This is a genomic window from Neptuniibacter halophilus, from assembly GCF_030295765.1.
Classification (GTDB): Bacteria; Pseudomonadota; Gammaproteobacteria; order Pseudomonadales; family Balneatricaceae; genus Neptuniibacter; species Neptuniibacter halophilus.
Window position 1 is genome coordinate 321,367 of sequence record NZ_AP027292.1, and the last position, 15,764, is coordinate 337,130.

Consider the following 15,764-nt stretch of genomic DNA (forward strand, 5'->3'; position numbering starts at 1 on the left):
AAGCGCTGTCTGCTAAAAACCGGTAAACGGCTGCACGACCCGACCCAGCAATGTGCTGAATTTGAGCGGTGCATCGGTAGCGATCAGGCAGATACAATCCTCATCACTGTCGACCAGTGGCTGGTGTTCTATCTCGGAATCCAGATCCGCCACATCGCCGGCACTGAAGCGGCCCACCTCATCACAGAATGATCCCTGCAGTACCAGCGTCAGTTCATTACCATCATGGGTATGCGGCAACATTCCCTTACCCGGCGCGATCCGCATCAGGCGTGACACCCCGCCGCGTTCACTTTTACAGGGCAGATCATGGTAGTAAACCCCGGGAACGAGACGTTTCCAGTTCACCTGATCCAGATTGCACCCCAGTTGTTCAAACAGCGGCGCGGGCAGGCCCGGTTCTCGCCGGACCGTGCTGATCGGTTCTCTGGCACTTACGGATTCCGGCATGACACCATCCAGCGCTGCCAGCGCCTGTTCCATGGCGTCACTGCGGATCTCCGCCTGTTGCATCTGATCCAGCAGCAGACCACCGATCGATTCAGCCTGGGCAACCCGTTGCCGGCAACTCGGGCAAAGGGAGATATGGGAAGCCACAACCAGTGCCATTGACTGCGAGATGGCTCCCGCGGCGTAACTGACCAGCGTTGCTTCATCCAGGTGATGTTTAATGTTCATACATCAGCCCTCCACATCTGTTTCAATTTTTCTGATGCCAGCCGGATCCGTGATTTCACACTGCCCAGCGGAATGCCAAGTCGTTCCGAGATATCAGAGTGGGAACGCCCCTCGAAAAAGGACATGTAGATCACCTGCGCCTGATTCTCCGGCAGTTGTTCAATGGCTTTTCCCATGCGATCTGCGGTGACGGTCTGTTCACACATATCGATCGACTCATCCGGCTCCTCATGCCACTCCTCAAGGCCATACTCAGGGTATTTCTGCTTGCGCATCCAGTCGATACTCTGGTTACGCGCCAGAGTAAAAATCCAGGTACTCGCTGCCGCTTTGCTGCGATTGTACATGTGGGCTTTTTTCCACACCGCGAGCATCGTCTCCTGCATCAGCTCTTCAGCGGTACTGTCAGTCAACCCCAGACGAATAATGTAAGCTTTGATCCGCGGGGCGAAATGCTGAAACAACTGAACGTACAGCTTACGGTCCCGGGTCTCGGCCAGGCGGGTCAGCAGGTCGTTCCAGTCAGCTTTTTTTTCTTTTTGTGAAAGTACGAGCAGATTTTCCACGTCATCACCGGGTGGCTTATTTTGCATAGTTCCCCTTACGCAGCCGTGTTCAGATTGGATCACCCTGTTACCATTCCGGACTGAAATCAGCCTGATTGTGATCTTTTCCCATGATCGCTGCGTAACAGGCAGCAAACAAGCTTTAAGTATGGATAAAGAATGAACGTTTCTGCCATCCGCGAAAAAAAAATAGCCGTTGTGGGTTCCGGGATCTCCGGGCTGAGTTGTGCCTGGTTGCTGAACAAAGCACACAAAGTCACCCTGTTCGAGAAAGATGATCGCCTCGGCGGCCACTCCAATACGGTCGAGTTTGAGCGTCAGGGCGAGCGGATCGCGGTTGATACCGGCTTTATAGTCTACAACCCGGTTAACTACCCTAATCTGGTGGCGTTTTTCTCAGAGCTTGGCGTAGAGACCTGTGACACCGATATGTCATTCTCGGTTTCGATTAATCAGGGCAACCTTGAGTATTCGGGCACGGGTATTCCGGGCCTTCTGGCTCAGAAACGTAACCTTCTGCGCCCTCGCTTCTGGCAGATGCTGTTGCAGTTGAAGCGGTTCTACGCAGAATCTGCCGAGCTGATGCAGGAGCCACAACAACTCCGTGGGCTGACACTCGGCGATCTGTTACAGCAGAAGAACTACTCCGATCCCTTCATCTATGATCATCTGCTGCCCATGGGAGCGGCGATCTGGTCAACACCGGTGAGCGGCATGCTGGAATATCCGGCAGAGAGCTTCCTCCGCTTCTGTCAGAATCACGGTTTAGTGCAGTTCAAAGACCGCCCCCAATGGCGCACCGTAGTCGGCGGCAGCCGGCAGTATGTCAAACGGATCGCTGACGAGCTTCAGGGTAGGGTCAGCCTTAACCGACGCATTCATAAGATCTATCGCCAACCCAACGCTGTGATTATCGAAGATCATCACGGTCAGCGAGAAACCTTTGATGAGGTGGTGCTCGCCTGCCACGCGGATCAGGCGCTGCGGTTACTGGATTCACCCAGCGTTGAAGAACAGCAGTTGTTGCGGCACTTCCCCTACCAGCGCAATCTGGCCTATCTGCATCAGGATTCTGCATTAATGCCTGAACGCCAGGCGGTATGGTCTAGCTGGAACTATTTGTCTGAAGGCTGGCGCGATGCCTCACAACAGGTTTCCGTAAGCTACTGGATGAACCGGTTACAACCGCTCAACACAGAGCAACCTCTGTTTGTCTCGCTGAACCCGCTGCGTGAACCGAAACCGGGATCGATCATTCGTACCTTCCACTATGATCACCCGCAGTTCGGTCGTAACTCTCTGGACGCCCAGCAGCAGCTCTGGTCTCTGCAAGGGCAGCAGAATACCTGGTTCTGCGGGGCCTATTTTGGTTACGGGTTCCATGAAGATGGCTTGCAGGCGGGACTTGCCGTAGCCGAGCAGCTTGGTGGCATACCCCGGCCGTGGACGCTGGAAGACAAGCACAGCCGAATTCACGTTACCCCTGTGCGGCATCATCCACAGCCGATTCGTGAGGCCAGCAGCCAATGAGTGATTTCAGCTCCTGTCTGTTCACCGGCAAGGTGGTTCATCACCGCTATCATCCGGCCCGGCATCGTTTCGCCTACCGGGTGTTCTCGATCTGTATCGATCTGGATGAACTGCCCTGGCTGCAAAAGCTGAAGCTGTTCTCCATCAACCGTTTTAACCTGTTCTCTTTTATGGAGCGTGACCATGGCAGCGGAGAAGGTCATCTGGCAGGAGAGATTCGTCGCCTGCTGATCCGGCACGGTTATCCTCAGGCAACACACCGTATCCGCCTGCTCTGCTATCCGCGTATTCTGGGCTATACCTTCAACCCGCTGAGTGTCTATTACTGCTACGACGCCAACGAAGAGTTAGCCGTCGTCCTGTATGAGGTCAGCAACACATTTGGTTCGCGGCACACCTATATTCTGCCCGCAGAAGCGCAAGCCCGGCCCCTGCAACATAGCTGTGACAAAGCGATGTATGTCAGCCCGTTTATGCCGATGCAGACCCGTTACGGTTTCCGCATACTTCCGCCTCAGCAACAGGTCTCTGTGCTTATCAGACAAACTGACAGCCGCAGTGGTGATCCGCTGCTAAACGCCAGTTTCACAGGCAAGCGCACAGCACTGGGAGACCGTCAGTTAGCCAGGCTTTTTTTCACTTACCCACTGATGACCCTGAAAGTGATAGCGGCGATTCACTGGGAAGCGCTGCGTCTGTGGCGCAAAAAACTCAGCATACAGCCCCGCGACCGGGCGATCAGTCGCAGTATCAGTTGGCAGGATGAGCAAGGAGTATCCCACTATGAGCGCCTATGAACAGCCCTCGCACCCGTTACAGCAACAGCAACCTTCTGGTCTGGAAAAACCGCTGCTCAGCCTGCTCAAAAAGCAGCTGGAGCGGTGTCAGGGGCAACTGCTGTTAACCCTGCCCAGTGGCTATCAGACCCGGTTTGGTCAGCAGGGCCCTGCAGCCAGCCTGCAACTGAACTCTCTGCGCCCGTTCGTCAGGCTGTTTTTTGGTGGCATTAATGGCTGGTCTGAGGGCTATCCCGCCGGCGAATGGGAGAGTCAGGATCTGACCGCCCTGATACGCTGGGCCCTGAAAAACGAAACCCGGCTGGAGCAGATGACCAAAGCCGGCTTTATCATTCGCACACTGCACAATCTGTATCACTACAGCCGGGATAACAGCCGTCGGGGCAGCCGCAGGAATATTGCCGCCCACTATGATCTGGGCAATGAGTTTTACCGCCGCTGGCTTGATGCCGGCATGACCTACTCGGCCGCACTGTTTGCGCATCCCGGCCAACCTCTGGAACAGGCTCAGGCGAATAAGAACCAGCGCATTCTGCAGATGCTCGATGCCCGGCCCGGTCAGCAGATTGTCGAGATAGGCTGTGGCTGGGGGGCTTTTGCCCGTCAGGCTGCAGAACAAAACCAGTTACGGGTAGATGGCATCACCCTCTCCCGGGAGCAGCTCGCCTGGGCACAGGAGAAAAGCACGGCTGCCGGGCTGGATTCTGCCCTGCAGTTTTCCCTGACCGATTACCGGGATCTGCAAAAATCTTATGATGGCGTGGTATCCATTGAGATGTTTGAAGCGGTGGGTGAGGCCCACTGGGATCATTACTTTTCGACCCTGAAACGGATTCTTAAACCCGGCGGCAACGCGGTACTTCAGGTGATCAGTATCGACGATCAGCGTTTCCTGAAGTATCGAAAGCAGGCTGACTTTATTCAGCGGTATATTTTCCCCGGCGGGATGCTACCCAGCGTCTGTGCACTGAAGGAGAAGATCGCAGAACATGGATTTGTTCTGCAGCAGGAACAGCGCTTTGGCAAAGATTACGCAGAGACCCTGCGCCTCTGGCGACAGCAGTTTGAAGATAACTGGTCAGAGATTCAGCAGTCGGGTTTCGACCAGCGCTTTTACCGGTTATGGCGCTATTATCTGGCTTACTGTGAGGGCGGGTTCGAGGAAGGTGCTATCGACGTGGGGCTGTACCAGCTCAGGCATGCCTGATCAGGATCACCCGCGGCTGCTGCTCGCGCCAGCATGACTGGCGCGACGCTTCACGTAGCGGAGCACCCTGCCGAGCATTGGCACCTTTTGCAGGATCTCCGCGCTGTCCCAGTAATCGTGGTGCAGCCTGATTAGCCCTTCGGAATCGGCTTCGATCCGGCTCATTCCCTGAAAACTGAAAGCCCCGGTCATCTGGCTATGCCCGGAAAAACGCCAGTGAATCATCGCACAATGACCTTCAGCGATACGCTGATCTACCCGAAACTCAACCTCATCCAGCCGCTCAAACATATCGGCCATCAGTTCGATAAACGATGCCCGCCCCTGACTCAGGTTAAAGGGATCGCGAAACTCAATATCAGCAGAGGTCAGCTTCTCAAGTGCATCTACGTTACCGGGATTCAACGCTTCCAGCGCCGAAATATAAGCTTCCAGCCAGTTTGCCATCGGTTCACCTGTTGTTTAGTCATGGATATCGCGGTTTCGCCTGAACCATTACGGCAGCCTGAGCCACTCAGATCATCGCCTCAGGCTGTCTCCGCTTTGGCCAGTAAAGCCACACCCTGTCGATAACCCAAACCACCATTGCCGTGCACCATGCCATAAACCTCTTCCCCTTCGAGCAAACGGTGATGCATCGTGATCAATGCGTTCAGGGCCGGATTATTCCAAGGGGCACGCGCCAGATTCATGCCTCCGGTTACCGTAATACTGTGCTGCTGAAGAAAATCAGGTAACTGATCCAGCATATCCACCAGACCACTGACCAGCAGGAAGGCCATGGGTACCACCGGATAGCAGGTATACGCTTCGAGTAACCCGGCACCACGCCGGAATTCGCTGGCAAAATCGATTCCCGCTTCGCTGCAACACTGCTGGTAAGCCTGACGCAGATGTTCATAGCTGGCGATCTGTTCAATATAGTGTTGCCCATCGCCCTCAAGCCGCCCCAGCCCCACACTTTTGATCTGCAAGCGCTCCTCGGCAGGCACTCCCAGAGCTTCGGTCAGGGTATCAGAGCAGATCAGCAGACGGCCGGAGAAGTCCACCAGCGGGTTAGCGCAGTCAACACCCCGAAACAGGGTGGTAATCGGTTTGTACCAGCGCTCGTCCGGAAGCTGATCCGGGGTAAAGTTATCTGCCAGCGCATGCCGGTAACTGAGTTTGTAGTTTTCGAACAGGGCCTGAGCGATTTCACGAAAGTGTTCATCATCCCTCTCATGGACCCGGAGAAAATGTTCAGCCAGGTCATTATAGGCTTCGGTCAGCGGGTATTCGTCACCGTAAACCGCCATTTTGCGTAACCGCTCTTCACGGGGGTAACCGGTCTTAATCTGATCCTCACCGCTGATCAGTACCGCATCGGCACCGGATTCGATCAGCGCTTTGGCTCTGGCCAGTGCTTCGATGGGTGCACAGCCGCTGCGAAAATGGTTCTCTGCCTCAGGGCTGTGCCAGTCCGCACTGAGCGGCTCAATCACCAGCTCGTGCAGCTCTGTACCCCGGGAGCGGATCGCCTCTTCCAGTTGCAGACAGTGTTGCTGACAGCCCTCGCTGTCGATGGTTTTCGCCGCTGCAATAAGCCACGCTGTTGTCATGATGCTGCCTTACTAATCAGGGATTCAGGCCCGATCATAACAGATTAATCAGGGTAAACCCCAATACCCTGAATTTACCCTTTGCCGGGCTATTCAGACTTTGAACCGGCCTACCAGCGATTGTAACTGCCCCGCTTCCGCCTCCATGGCGCTGGAGGCGGCTGCAACCTGCTCGACCAGGGCAGCATTTTGCTGTGTCGCCCCGTCCATCTGGGTAACTGCAACATTGACCTGTTCAATTCCGATCGCCTGCTCCCGGCTGGCACTGGCAATCTCACGAGTGATCTCAGCCACCCGGGTAATAGCGCTCATAATTTCATGCAGCGCCTGCCCGGACTGATCCACCAGCAACGACCCTTCACCAACCTTGTCAACACTGTCGCTGATCAGCTCTTTAATCTCTTTCGCCGCCGCGGCACTGCGCTGCGCCAGACTACGCACTTCTGACGCCACTACGGCAAAACCACGCCCCTGCTCCCCGGCACGGGCCGCTTCGACGGCTGCATTCAGGGCTAACAGGTTAGTCTGGAAAGCGATCTCATCAATCACTCCGATGATCTCGGCAATCCGCGATGAACTGTCACTGATCCCATGCATGGAGGCGACCACACTGTCTGCCACCTGCGTGCCTTTCTCGGCAAGGCGCTGCGCTTCTACTGCCTGTGTTCTGGCCTGCTCAGCATTGTCTGCATTTTGCCGTACGGTACTGGTCATCTCCTCCATGCTGGCCGCAGTTTCTTCGAGACTGGCCGCCTGACTTTCGGTGCGGCTGCTCAGCGTCCCGTTACCGGTGGAGATCTCGGTTGCCCCGGTGGTGATGGTGCTGCCCGCCACGGCAATCTGACCCAGCAACTGATTCAGGTTATCGATTGAGCGATTCAGAGCGTCATTCAGTTCGGCAAATTCCCCCTGAAAATCGCCGCTCATGCGTTGTCGCAGATCACCCTCTGCCATCGCACCCAATACCCGTTTTAACTCCTGCAGCGGCGCCACCACAGCCCCAAGCATCTGATTGATGCCGGATGCAATCTGCTGCAGGAACCCGGTGTAAAGGCTCTCATCCAGACGCTGGTTCAACTGCCCGCAGGAAGCCTGACGAATCAGCTCCTCTACCTGCTCCTCAGCGATGAGCTGGTCGGTAATATCCTGCCACTCAACTACAGTGCCCAGTCGTTTACCCTGCTCATCCAGCACCGGGCTGGCATGCAGATCAAAGCGACGCCGGCCCACTTTAATCCGCCCGTGATAGGTCGAGCTGAGACTCTGCAACAGGTCACGCTGATGCTGAGGATTTTTGTGAAAACGATCAAAATTGGAGCCGACAATCTGCTGTGCTGAAAAATCCGGTAACTGCTCGCGGATGTCCGCCTCAGCCCGGGACATCATCTCTGACACTGCCTGATTGCAGTAAATGATCTCGCCCTGATTATCCGCCAGCATGACGTTGGCTGCCACGTTATCCAGCGCCACTCTGATACGGTCTGCCTGCTGTGCCGCCTGTCTGGCATCATTAACCTCAAATCCGAGTTTAACCGCCAGCATCTTGATACTGCGATTCAGCTCACCGGTCTCTGCCGGTTGCTCCAGTGGGATCGGCTCCAGATAAGCGCCCTCCACCACTTCCAGCATATGCGCCCGGCTGACCTGCAACGGCTGAATCACATCCCGTTGCAGCGTGCGGAACGCCCCGAGCAGCATGATAATAAAGGCCAATAATGGCCCCAGAATCAGGCCGGCACCCTCGACTCCACTGACATAAAGCGCCAGATTGACCAGTACAGCAGCGAACACACCGACCAGCGCAGTGCGATGCAGATTACTGCAAAGCCCTTTGGCGCTGAGCTGGCGGGGATCCGGCAGGCTGATTTCGCCCCGGCCAAGCCTGGCATAAGCGGCCGATGCGGCTGCAATTTCCTGCTCCGAGGGACGGGTTCGGACCGACATATACTCGGTAATCTGTCCGTTTTTGAAAACCGGGGTCACGTTGGCTTTGACCCAGTAATAATCGCCGCTCTTACAACGGTTTTTGACCAGTTTCGACCAGGGACGCCCTAAGTGCAGCGTATCCCAGAGGTCTTTGAACGCCGCAGGGGGCATATCAGGATGGCGAACCAGATTATGGTTTTTGCCGATCAGTTCGGCGTGGCTGAAACCACTGATTTCAATAAAATCCGGATTGGCATAGGTGATGATCCCTTTAAGATCGGTGATCGATACCAGCTCCTGTCCGGGGCGGAGCTTCACTTCTCTGTCCGTAACCGGCTCGTTTATTTTCATCGCTATACTTCTGTAAACAGACCACAGCCCCGATGGTGGTCTTAGCCAACCATCACCGCAGCATTTGATTTCAGCCAAATATTGCATACTAGCCGGGTTATCCGTTGATGCCAGCGTGCCGGCGGGGAGTGTGCGCAGAGTTTGATCTGGATCAACCCCGCGGCCTCATCTGATCGGCCTAAAAAATGGCACAGTCTTTTCTCCGCTTGCCTGAGCCCGCAGCAGACTGCTATAAGAGTGAAAACTGCTGATCCTCTGACTCTATGAAACGCTGTCACTTTATACGCCGCTTACTGCCCCTCACCTGCCTTGTGATCCTCAGCGGATGCGCCGCACCGCAGCATATCGCACCCGCGTATAGCGAGGAGGAACTGAGTCAGGAGCGTCAAACGCAGTATCAACTGGCCTTTGAATATCAGCTACAGCAACAGATTCGCCTTGCCGAAGTATCCCGCCCCCTGCTGCGCAGCGCGACTGACCAGTGCAGAAGTCAGCGCAACAGCCTCGGGGTTCTGTTACACAGCATTGATGATTACCCTGAAGCTCAACGTAAAATGGTAGCACAGCGCTATAACACTGACCGGCGCCTGCAAGTGCTCTATCCGCTGAGTAATGGGTCGGTTAACGGGCAGTTACTGCGCGGCGACATATTGCTTCAGGTCAACAGCGAAAAACTCCCTCAGGACAACAGTCGGCGAGCACTGCAGAAGTTGCATCAGGCACTGCAACAGAACCCCTCGATCAGCCTGAAGGTGGAGAGAAACGGGCAACCACTGAACCTTCAATTGCAGGCAGAACCTGTCTGTGACTACCCGGTGAGCCTGCGTAACAGCGACCAGATCAACGGCTACGCAGACGGCAGCCGGGTGATTATTACCGCCGGGATGATGCGCTTCGCTGAGGCTGATAACCAACTGGCTCTGATTATCGCCCATGAGATCGTACATAACAGTCAGCGGCATATCAGCCAGCGCCTGAGCAATGCAGGCCTCGGCAGTTTGCTGGATATAGGGCTGATCAGCAGCGGCATTTTCAGCCCCATGCTGATGACAGGTCTGGCTGCCAACCTGCACACTCAGGACTACGAGATCGAGGCCGACCTGCTGGCTCTGCCCCTTCTGCAACAGGCGGGCTATGAGATCCGGGGGCTGGACCGTTTCTGGCAGCAGATGGCCAGCCTGCACCCCCAGACCATCGACCCGGGCCGTGAGCGCTCGCACCCGACTACGGCCGAGCGCGCCCTGCTGATGCGCAAGGAGATTGAACGTCTGAGCGGTCCATTTGCGACAGCCGCTGAGGAGTGATTATGGAACCCGGCCACAACCATGTATACTGTTCTTATCCAAGCATTTTTTGTCGATTTTAAGAACAACAGAAGCACAAGAGAGTGGAGTGCGTGAATGTCTGACGAACCATTTTTCCTCAAAGAAGAGAAAGAGAAACTGGGCCTGCAGCGGGCTGATGCCAGCACCGAAGCGACTCTGGAACCTCTTCAGCTTGGAAAAAGGGTCAAGGAGATCCGACTCAGCCAGAACCTGACTCTGGAAGAAGCCAGTAAACTGACTGGCCTGGCACGATCCACCCTGTCTAAAATCGAGAACGAACAGATCTCCCCCACCTTCAGCGCGGTTAACAAACTGGTTAAAGGTCTGGGCATCGATATCCCGCAGCTTTTCTCGCAACCCAAACGCGGTAACGGTGCCGGCGGACGACGCGATATCACCCGTGGTGGTGAAGGCCTGCCCCATCCGACCCCCACCTATGAACATGAGCTGCTGGCGACTCAACTGAGCACCAAGAAGATGATTCCCTACCGCACCACGGTCAGGGCACGCAACTTTGATGAGTATCAGGACTGGGTACGCCATGACGGCGAAGAGTTCCTGTTTGTCCTGCGCGGCTCATTGCTGCTCTACACCGAATTCTATGAACCACTGGAGCTGTTTGCCGGTGATTCCGCCTATTACGATTGCGAGATGGGCCATGCGCTGGTTTCCACCAGTGAAGAAGACGCCGAGGTGATCTGGGTCACGGCCTGACGGTGACTATCAGCATTTTTGGTTTATACTGAAACTAACCTTCCTGAACACCGTCACAGCTTGCCACGCCTTAGCGCAGCAAGATTATGTGGCGGTTTTTTTTATCTTTCGCTACCAGCCAAAGCCCGCAAGCGCGATCGGGTTTCCTGACGACCACACACCATCAGCCTGTAAGGCTTGCAGACAGGCGGCAGGGTTTGTCGCGATCCGTTGCAGTTGCTGCAAGCGTTGAGCAAGCTCCTGCTCCAGTGTCCCGGGGTCGGCCCGGTTGCGCCAGAGCTCATAGGTATCAATCGCCAGAACGGGATAATCCTGTTCCGACAAAAACGCCTGCCAACGCTTCAATAAGCCGGCATCATCCGGATTCAGCTCTGGTAACAGAGAGTCTATCCGGTTTTGCAGGCAGCTCAGCAGTGCGGTACGCCCGGCAATCAACAGCGGGTAGTTTTCTGCTTCAGCGCTTTCATCGGTAAATTGCTGCAGATCCGATTCGACAAACGGCAATAACCAGAACAGCGGAATCTCATGGTTAGCGGCACATAACATTTCTGCTCCCGTATCGCCCTGATCCGCATCCGGTAACGCGTTCATACCCAACAGAATAACCCGGGTTCCCAGCATCATACGATCCTCTACAACTGTTCTATCTGATAGCCCTGCGCGGCTAAAGCCCGCAGAATACCGTCAGGCCCAATCAGATGTGCGGCCCCAACCAGAACCAGCTCGACCTCCTGATTATCCAGCATACGCTGAATCTGTGGCAGCCAGTTCAGGTTTCGCTCCACCAGAAGCGACTGATATACCGCAGGATAGTATTGCTGCATATCTGACACCACGAGACGCTCAAGCGCCGGCACATCCCCCTGTTTCCAGGCCTTCACAATCTGTCTCATCATCTGTTCGGTCTGAAGACTATCTTCGAGCGACTGACGCAGAAATGTCTCTTCGTTGCCCTCACCAAGCCCTGCAATATAATTCAGATGGCTCTCGATCGACTCCAGCCCGGCAACCGCTTTTCCGTCTGCCACAGCGCGCTGGTAGTAGACCGTATCGGCACCACTTTCTGAGATTCCCAGACGCTGAAACTCAATCGCCAGCATCGTCAGCATGACCCCCGCCGGCTTCATACCAATAAACAGGTTGGGCAGCATCCCGCGTGCGCGCAGATACTGATTTAATTCAGCATAAAGCTCTGCCGATATTATCTGGTTCAGCAATCGGCCATCCTGATAAGAGAGACGGGACATCAACTGCATCTGGAACTGAGGCTGCAACAACACCGCCATATCAGTTTCCAGCACCACCCGCGCAGCATCTGAATAGGCCTGATCAAACGCCTGCGGTAACGGAAAATCTGTCGCCGAAAGCATATGAATAGTGCCACCCAGGTACATATGGCTCTGCCCTTTACTCACCTTCCATACCGAGGTCTCCGCATGCAACAGCGAGCTGAAAAGCAGGGCCAGAAAAAGCACCACCTGTTGTTTCTTCATCATCAGAATAGTCACCGTTAAAAATTACCCTTAAACTCTGTGCCGAATTAGCTATGATTGCAAACTGAACCGGCTCAATAGAGATCCGTCTGCTGTTATACAAACAGCGACTGTTCCGGGCCGGTAAAGACTGCTATGTTCTGGTTATAACAAGGAAAAATGGTTAACTCTATGGCTGAACTGAGATCATCAGACCTGAATATATTGCTGGTCGAGCCTTCGGCGATGCAGCGCAAAATTATCCGTAAAGAGCTGAACAAAGAGCGCGTCGATGCCATCGACGAAGCAGGCAGTGTAGCCACAGCACTGGAACGGATTCATGCGGTGAAGCCGGATCTGGTGATCAGTTGTCTTTACCTGCCCGATGGCTCAGCGATGGACCTGCTGCAGCAGATCCGGGAATCGGATGAAACCAGCGATCTGCCGTTTATGCTGGTTTCCAGCGAAACCCGTCATTCAGAACTGGATCAGTTTAAACAGTCCGGTGTCATAGCTATCCTGCCAAAGCCTTTCAATCACGATCATCTTGTCACCGCCCTTAACTCAACCCTTGATCTGCTCTCCAATGATGAACTGGACCTTGAGTTTTACGACCCGGCCTCTCTGCGGGTTCTGGTCGTCGATGACAGTCGCATGGCACGCAATGTCATTATCAAGGTACTCGGCAATCTGGGCATCGACCAGATTACCCAGGCGGAGGATGGGGCAGAAGCGATCACCCTGTTACCGCAGGGGTTTGATCTGGTGGTAACCGATTTCAACATGCCTCAGGTAAACGGCCTTGAACTGGCCGAACATATTCGTAATTCAGCGGACTACTCCCACCTGCCCATTCTGATGGTCACCAGCGAGTCCCGGCAGACCCACCTCAGTAACGTGGCTAAATCGGGTGTGAATGCGATGACCGACAAACCTTTTGAGCCAGCCACGGTAAAACAGTTACTGACCCGAATTCTGGAAGCCTGAAGCCGGGCCGCCGTTCATTTCACCGGTTTTATTATCAGAAACCCGCTCACAACCCTTCAAGATAACGGTATAATGATGGACTACAACGCCCTATACCTTGCTTTGCAGCAAATCAAGTGTATAATGCCCCCCTTTCCTACCAGCGCAGCCTATACTGTATCAACACAGATACACCCTGCCCTAATTCCAAACAGGTAACACAAATAAATGAATTCAGAAGATCAGCTATCCTTTGCTGAACTTGGCATTGCAGCACCCGTATTAAAAGTTCTGGACGAGATCGGCTATGAGACGCCGTCCCCCATTCAGGCAGCCAGTATCCCTCATCTTCTTGAGGGCAGGGATCTGCTGGGTATCGCCCAGACCGGTACAGGTAAAACTGCTGCCTTCTCTCTGCCACTGCTGTCCCGGCTTGATCTGAAGAGCCGTAACACGCAGCTTCTGATTCTGGCACCCACCCGTGAACTGGCGATTCAGGTAGCTGAAGCCTGTCAGACCTATGCCCGTAACCTGCCGGACTTCCACGTCCTGCCAATCTACGGTGGTCAGGCCTATGACAGCCAGTTGCGCCAACTGAAGCGTGGTGCTCAGGTGGTTGTCGGCACTCCGGGCCGGGTCATGGACCATATGCGTCGTGGCTCCCTGAAGCTGAACAACCTGCAGGCACTGGTACTGGACGAAGCCGATGAGATGCTGCGCATGGGCTTCATCGACGACGTTAAATGGGTTCTGGAACATACTCCGGAAACCCGCCAGATTGCTCTGTTCTCAGCAACGATGCCGACCGAGATCAAAACCGTTGCCCAGAACCATCTGGACAATCCGGCTGAAGTACGGATCAAAGCGAAAACCGCAACAGCAACGACCATTACCCAGAAATACCTGCGGGTTTCCGGCAATCAGAAGCTGGACTCCCTGACCCGGATTCTGGAGATGCAGTCGTTCGATGCCATGCTGATCTTTGTGCGCACAAAATCGGCGACCGTGGAACTGGCTGAAAAATTGTCTGCCCGTGGTTATGCCTGTGAAGCGCTGAACGGTGATATTTCACAGAACCTGCGTGAACGCACCATCGACCGCCTGAAGAAAAGCCAGATCGACATTCTGATCGCGACCGATGTCGTTGCCCGTGGTCTGGACGTAGAGCGTATCAGCCACGTACTCAACTACGATATTCCGTACGACACCGAATCCTACATCCACCGTATTGGCCGTACCGGCCGTGCGGGCCGCGAAGGTGAGGCGATCCTGTTCGTTTCTCCACGCGAGCAGCGGATGCTGAAAGCGATCGAACGCGCGACCCGCCAGAAGATCGAACCGATGCAACTACCCTCTACCGATGCTATCAACGAAAAACGTGTACAGCGTTTCGTAGATCGCATCAGCAACACCATCGAGAGCGAAAATCTGGAGTTCTACCACAACCTGCTGACCGAATATCAGCAGGAGCATGAAGCCGATCCTCTGGTGATCGCCGCTGCTCTGGCGCAGCTACTTCAGGGCAAAACTCCGCTGCTGATGGAAGAGCAGGCACGTCCGCCACGCGCTGAGCGTGAAGACCGTGGCGATCGCGGTGAGCGTGGTAACAGACGGATGCCGAAAAATTTCTCCTCACGCGCTAAGCCGCTGAAAGACCATCCGGATGTTGAGATGCGTCGCTACCAGATCTGGGTTGGCCATGAGCATGGCGTTGCACCGAAAAACATCGTCGGCGCTATCGCTAACGAAGCGGATCTGGATGCTAACTTTATCGGCAGCATCGATATCTATGATGACTTTTCTACGGTAGACCTGCCAGGCGGCATGCCTAAGTCTGTACTGGCACAACTGCGCAAAGCGGTTGTCTGCGGTCAGCGCCTGAATATTAAAGATCTTTCTGAAGACCAGAAAGAGGGACGTGGTGGCCGCCGTCGCGGCAATAATGGCCACAAACCACCTCGCCGTCACAAGAAAGACACAAAAAAGAGTAAAGATAGCTAAGGAGCCTGCGAATAAGTCCTGCTAGTGCTCTGCAATTCCTGAAGCCTGCAGATACCGGCTACAGGGCCTGATCGCAGACTCCCTCCCTGATCAAAATACAATCAGGACCGGTTAGTTCCCATCTTCACCGGGTATTCTGCCACCCCTTCGCAGAATATCCGGTGCTCTCTAAGGGATTAGACATAAAAAAAGCAAGCCACCGGCTTGCTTTTTTTCTTTCAGAAATTCGGCTTATTCTGCCGTTACCACCATAATCGCTTCAACTTCAATATCCGCATCTTTCGGCAACTGCTTCACCGCAAAGGCCGCGCGTGCCGGGTACGGCTCAGAGAAGTAGCGTGCCATCACTTCATTTACGGTCGCAAAGTGACTCATATCTGACAGCAGAATGGTAACCTTAACCACATCAGCCAGAGTGCCTCCCGCTGCTTCAGCGACTGCCTTCAGGTTACTGAATACCTGTTCAGCCTGAGCCTCAAACGATTCGGTCACCATCTCCATGGTCGCCGGAACCAGTGGAATCTGGCCGGAAAGATAAACCGTGTTACCGACACGTACAGCCTGAGAATAGGTGCCGATTGCAGAAGGGGCATTCTCGGTACTGATAATACTTTTATTCATGGTTGTCCCTAT

15 protein-coding genes are annotated in these 15,764 nt (G+C 54.6%); 7 read left to right on the top strand and 8 right to left on the bottom strand.

All coding sequences use genetic code 11. From position 1 onward, the window contains the following. Positions 1–12 precede the first annotated feature (12 nt). Complete coding sequence (locus QUD59_RS01585; protein ID WP_286239145.1) at positions 13–678, bottom strand: ChrR family anti-sigma-E factor; 666 nt, start codon at positions 676–678, stop codon at positions 13–15. Beyond that, entirely contained in the window at positions 675–1,271 is a 597-nt protein-coding gene (locus QUD59_RS01590) for a sigma-70 family RNA polymerase sigma factor (protein WP_286239146.1), read from the bottom strand. Before QUD59_RS01590 ends, QUD59_RS01585 begins: the two co-directional genes overlap by 4 nt. 132 nt (positions 1,272–1,403) lie before the next feature. Between QUD59_RS01590 and QUD59_RS01595 the strand changes: the two genes are divergently transcribed. Genes QUD59_RS01595 through QUD59_RS01605 form a run of 3 tightly spaced genes read left to right on the top strand, consistent with a single transcriptional unit; the run spans position 1,404 to position 4,778 of the window. Beyond that, positions 1,404–2,774 carry an NAD(P)/FAD-dependent oxidoreductase gene (locus QUD59_RS01595; protein WP_286239147.1) on the top strand — a complete coding sequence of 457 codons (1,371 nt, stop codon included), beginning with the start codon at positions 1,404–1,406 and terminating at the stop codon, positions 2,772–2,774. Next, on the top strand, positions 2,771–3,571 hold the full coding sequence (locus tag QUD59_RS01600) for a DUF1365 domain-containing protein (RefSeq protein ID WP_286239148.1): 801 nt from the start codon (positions 2,771–2,773) through the stop codon (positions 3,569–3,571). The genes QUD59_RS01595 and QUD59_RS01600 overlap by 4 nt, the downstream gene beginning before the upstream one ends. Next, positions 3,558–4,778, top strand: coding sequence for an SAM-dependent methyltransferase (locus QUD59_RS01605; protein WP_286239149.1), 1,221 nt, complete (start codon positions 3,558–3,560; stop codon positions 4,776–4,778). The genes QUD59_RS01600 and QUD59_RS01605 overlap by 14 nt, the downstream gene beginning before the upstream one ends. Before the next feature lie 6 nt (positions 4,779–4,784). Here the strand turns inward: QUD59_RS01605 and QUD59_RS01610 are convergent, their stop codons facing one another. The 3 genes from QUD59_RS01610 to QUD59_RS01620 all read right to left on the bottom strand — a co-directional run bounded on the left by QUD59_RS01610 (position 4,785) and on the right by QUD59_RS01620 (position 8,653). Beyond that, positions 4,785–5,225 carry a nuclear transport factor 2 family protein gene (locus QUD59_RS01610; RefSeq protein WP_286239150.1) on the bottom strand — a complete coding sequence of 147 codons (441 nt, stop codon included), beginning with the start codon at positions 5,223–5,225 and terminating at the stop codon, positions 4,785–4,787. Positions 5,226–5,305: 80 nt separating this feature from the next. After that, positions 5,306–6,376 (bottom strand): hypothetical protein, encoded by a 1,071-nt coding sequence (locus QUD59_RS01615; protein ID WP_286239151.1) that lies wholly within the window; start codon positions 6,374–6,376, stop codon positions 5,306–5,308. A gap of 93 nt (positions 6,377–6,469) precedes the next feature. Then, positions 6,470–8,653, bottom strand: a complete 2,184-nt coding sequence (locus QUD59_RS01620) for a methyl-accepting chemotaxis protein (protein WP_286239152.1) — start codon at positions 8,651–8,653, stop codon at positions 6,470–6,472. Positions 8,654–8,916: 263 nt separating this feature from the next. On the opposite strand from QUD59_RS01620, the gene QUD59_RS01625 reads away from it, so the two are divergent. Continuing rightward, on the top strand, positions 8,917–9,957 hold the full coding sequence (locus QUD59_RS01625; RefSeq protein WP_286239153.1) for a M48 family metalloprotease: 1,041 nt from the start codon (positions 8,917–8,919) through the stop codon (positions 9,955–9,957). A gap of 96 nt (positions 9,958–10,053) precedes the next feature. Then, positions 10,054–10,692, top strand: a complete 639-nt coding sequence (locus QUD59_RS01630; protein WP_286239154.1) for a helix-turn-helix domain-containing protein — start codon at positions 10,054–10,056, stop codon at positions 10,690–10,692. Between the two features lie 111 nt (positions 10,693–10,803). On the opposite strand, the gene QUD59_RS01635 is transcribed toward QUD59_RS01630, so the two are convergent. Continuing rightward, on the bottom strand, positions 10,804–11,316 hold the full coding sequence (locus QUD59_RS01635; protein WP_286239156.1) for a hypothetical protein: 513 nt from the start codon (positions 11,314–11,316) through the stop codon (positions 10,804–10,806). A gap of 8 nt (positions 11,317–11,324) precedes the next feature. Then, positions 11,325–12,188 (bottom strand): TraB/GumN family protein, encoded by an 864-nt coding sequence (locus QUD59_RS01640; protein ID WP_286239158.1) that lies wholly within the window; start codon positions 12,186–12,188, stop codon positions 11,325–11,327. 168 nt (positions 12,189–12,356) lie between these two features. Between QUD59_RS01640 and QUD59_RS01645 the strand changes: the two genes are divergently transcribed. Both QUD59_RS01645 and QUD59_RS01650 read left to right on the top strand, forming a co-directional pair. After that, positions 12,357–13,151 carry a response regulator gene (locus QUD59_RS01645; protein ID WP_286239159.1) on the top strand — a complete coding sequence of 265 codons (795 nt, stop codon included), beginning with the start codon at positions 12,357–12,359 and terminating at the stop codon, positions 13,149–13,151. 207 nt (positions 13,152–13,358) lie between these two features. Beyond that, a complete protein-coding gene (locus QUD59_RS01650; RefSeq protein ID WP_286239161.1) occupies positions 13,359–15,131 on the top strand; it encodes a DEAD/DEAH box helicase in 1,773 nt (590 codons plus the stop codon). A gap of 231 nt (positions 15,132–15,362) precedes the next feature. Here the strand turns inward: QUD59_RS01650 and QUD59_RS01655 are convergent, their stop codons facing one another. Next, a complete protein-coding gene (locus QUD59_RS01655; RefSeq protein ID WP_286239163.1) occupies positions 15,363–15,752 on the bottom strand; it encodes a RidA family protein in 390 nt (129 codons plus the stop codon). Positions 15,753–15,764 lie beyond the last annotated feature (12 nt).

Coding starts and splice junctions, on each gene's coding strand:
- QUD59_RS01610 (WP_286239150.1), bottom strand. CDS start 5,225: ATGGCAAACTGGCTGGAAGCTTATATTTCGGCGCTGGAAGCGTTGAAT.
- QUD59_RS01585 (WP_286239145.1), bottom strand. CDS start 678: ATGAACATTAAACATCACCTGGATGAAGCAACGCTGGTCAGTTACGCC.
- QUD59_RS01620 (WP_286239152.1), bottom strand. CDS start 8,653: ATGAAAATAAACGAGCCGGTTACGGACAGAGAAGTGAAGCTCCGCCCC.
- QUD59_RS01650 (WP_286239161.1), top strand. CDS start 13,359: ATGAATTCAGAAGATCAGCTATCCTTTGCTGAACTTGGCATTGCAGCA.
- QUD59_RS01655 (WP_286239163.1), bottom strand. CDS start 15,752: ATGAATAAAAGTATTATCAGTACCGAGAATGCCCCTTCTGCAATCGGC.
- QUD59_RS01595 (WP_286239147.1), top strand. CDS start 1,404: ATGAACGTTTCTGCCATCCGCGAAAAAAAAATAGCCGTTGTGGGTTCC.
- QUD59_RS01590 (WP_286239146.1), bottom strand. CDS start 1,271: ATGCAAAATAAGCCACCCGGTGATGACGTGGAAAATCTGCTCGTACTT.
- QUD59_RS01625 (WP_286239153.1), top strand. CDS start 8,917: ATGAAACGCTGTCACTTTATACGCCGCTTACTGCCCCTCACCTGCCTT.
- QUD59_RS01615 (WP_286239151.1), bottom strand. CDS start 6,376: ATGACAACAGCGTGGCTTATTGCAGCGGCGAAAACCATCGACAGCGAG.
- QUD59_RS01635 (WP_286239156.1), bottom strand. CDS start 11,316: ATGATGCTGGGAACCCGGGTTATTCTGTTGGGTATGAACGCGTTACCG.
- QUD59_RS01605 (WP_286239149.1), top strand. CDS start 3,558: ATGAGCGCCTATGAACAGCCCTCGCACCCGTTACAGCAACAGCAACCT.
- QUD59_RS01600 (WP_286239148.1), top strand. CDS start 2,771: ATGAGTGATTTCAGCTCCTGTCTGTTCACCGGCAAGGTGGTTCATCAC.
- QUD59_RS01645 (WP_286239159.1), top strand. CDS start 12,357: ATGGCTGAACTGAGATCATCAGACCTGAATATATTGCTGGTCGAGCCT.
- QUD59_RS01640 (WP_286239158.1), bottom strand. CDS start 12,188: ATGATGAAGAAACAACAGGTGGTGCTTTTTCTGGCCCTGCTTTTCAGC.
- QUD59_RS01630 (WP_286239154.1), top strand. CDS start 10,054: ATGTCTGACGAACCATTTTTCCTCAAAGAAGAGAAAGAGAAACTGGGC.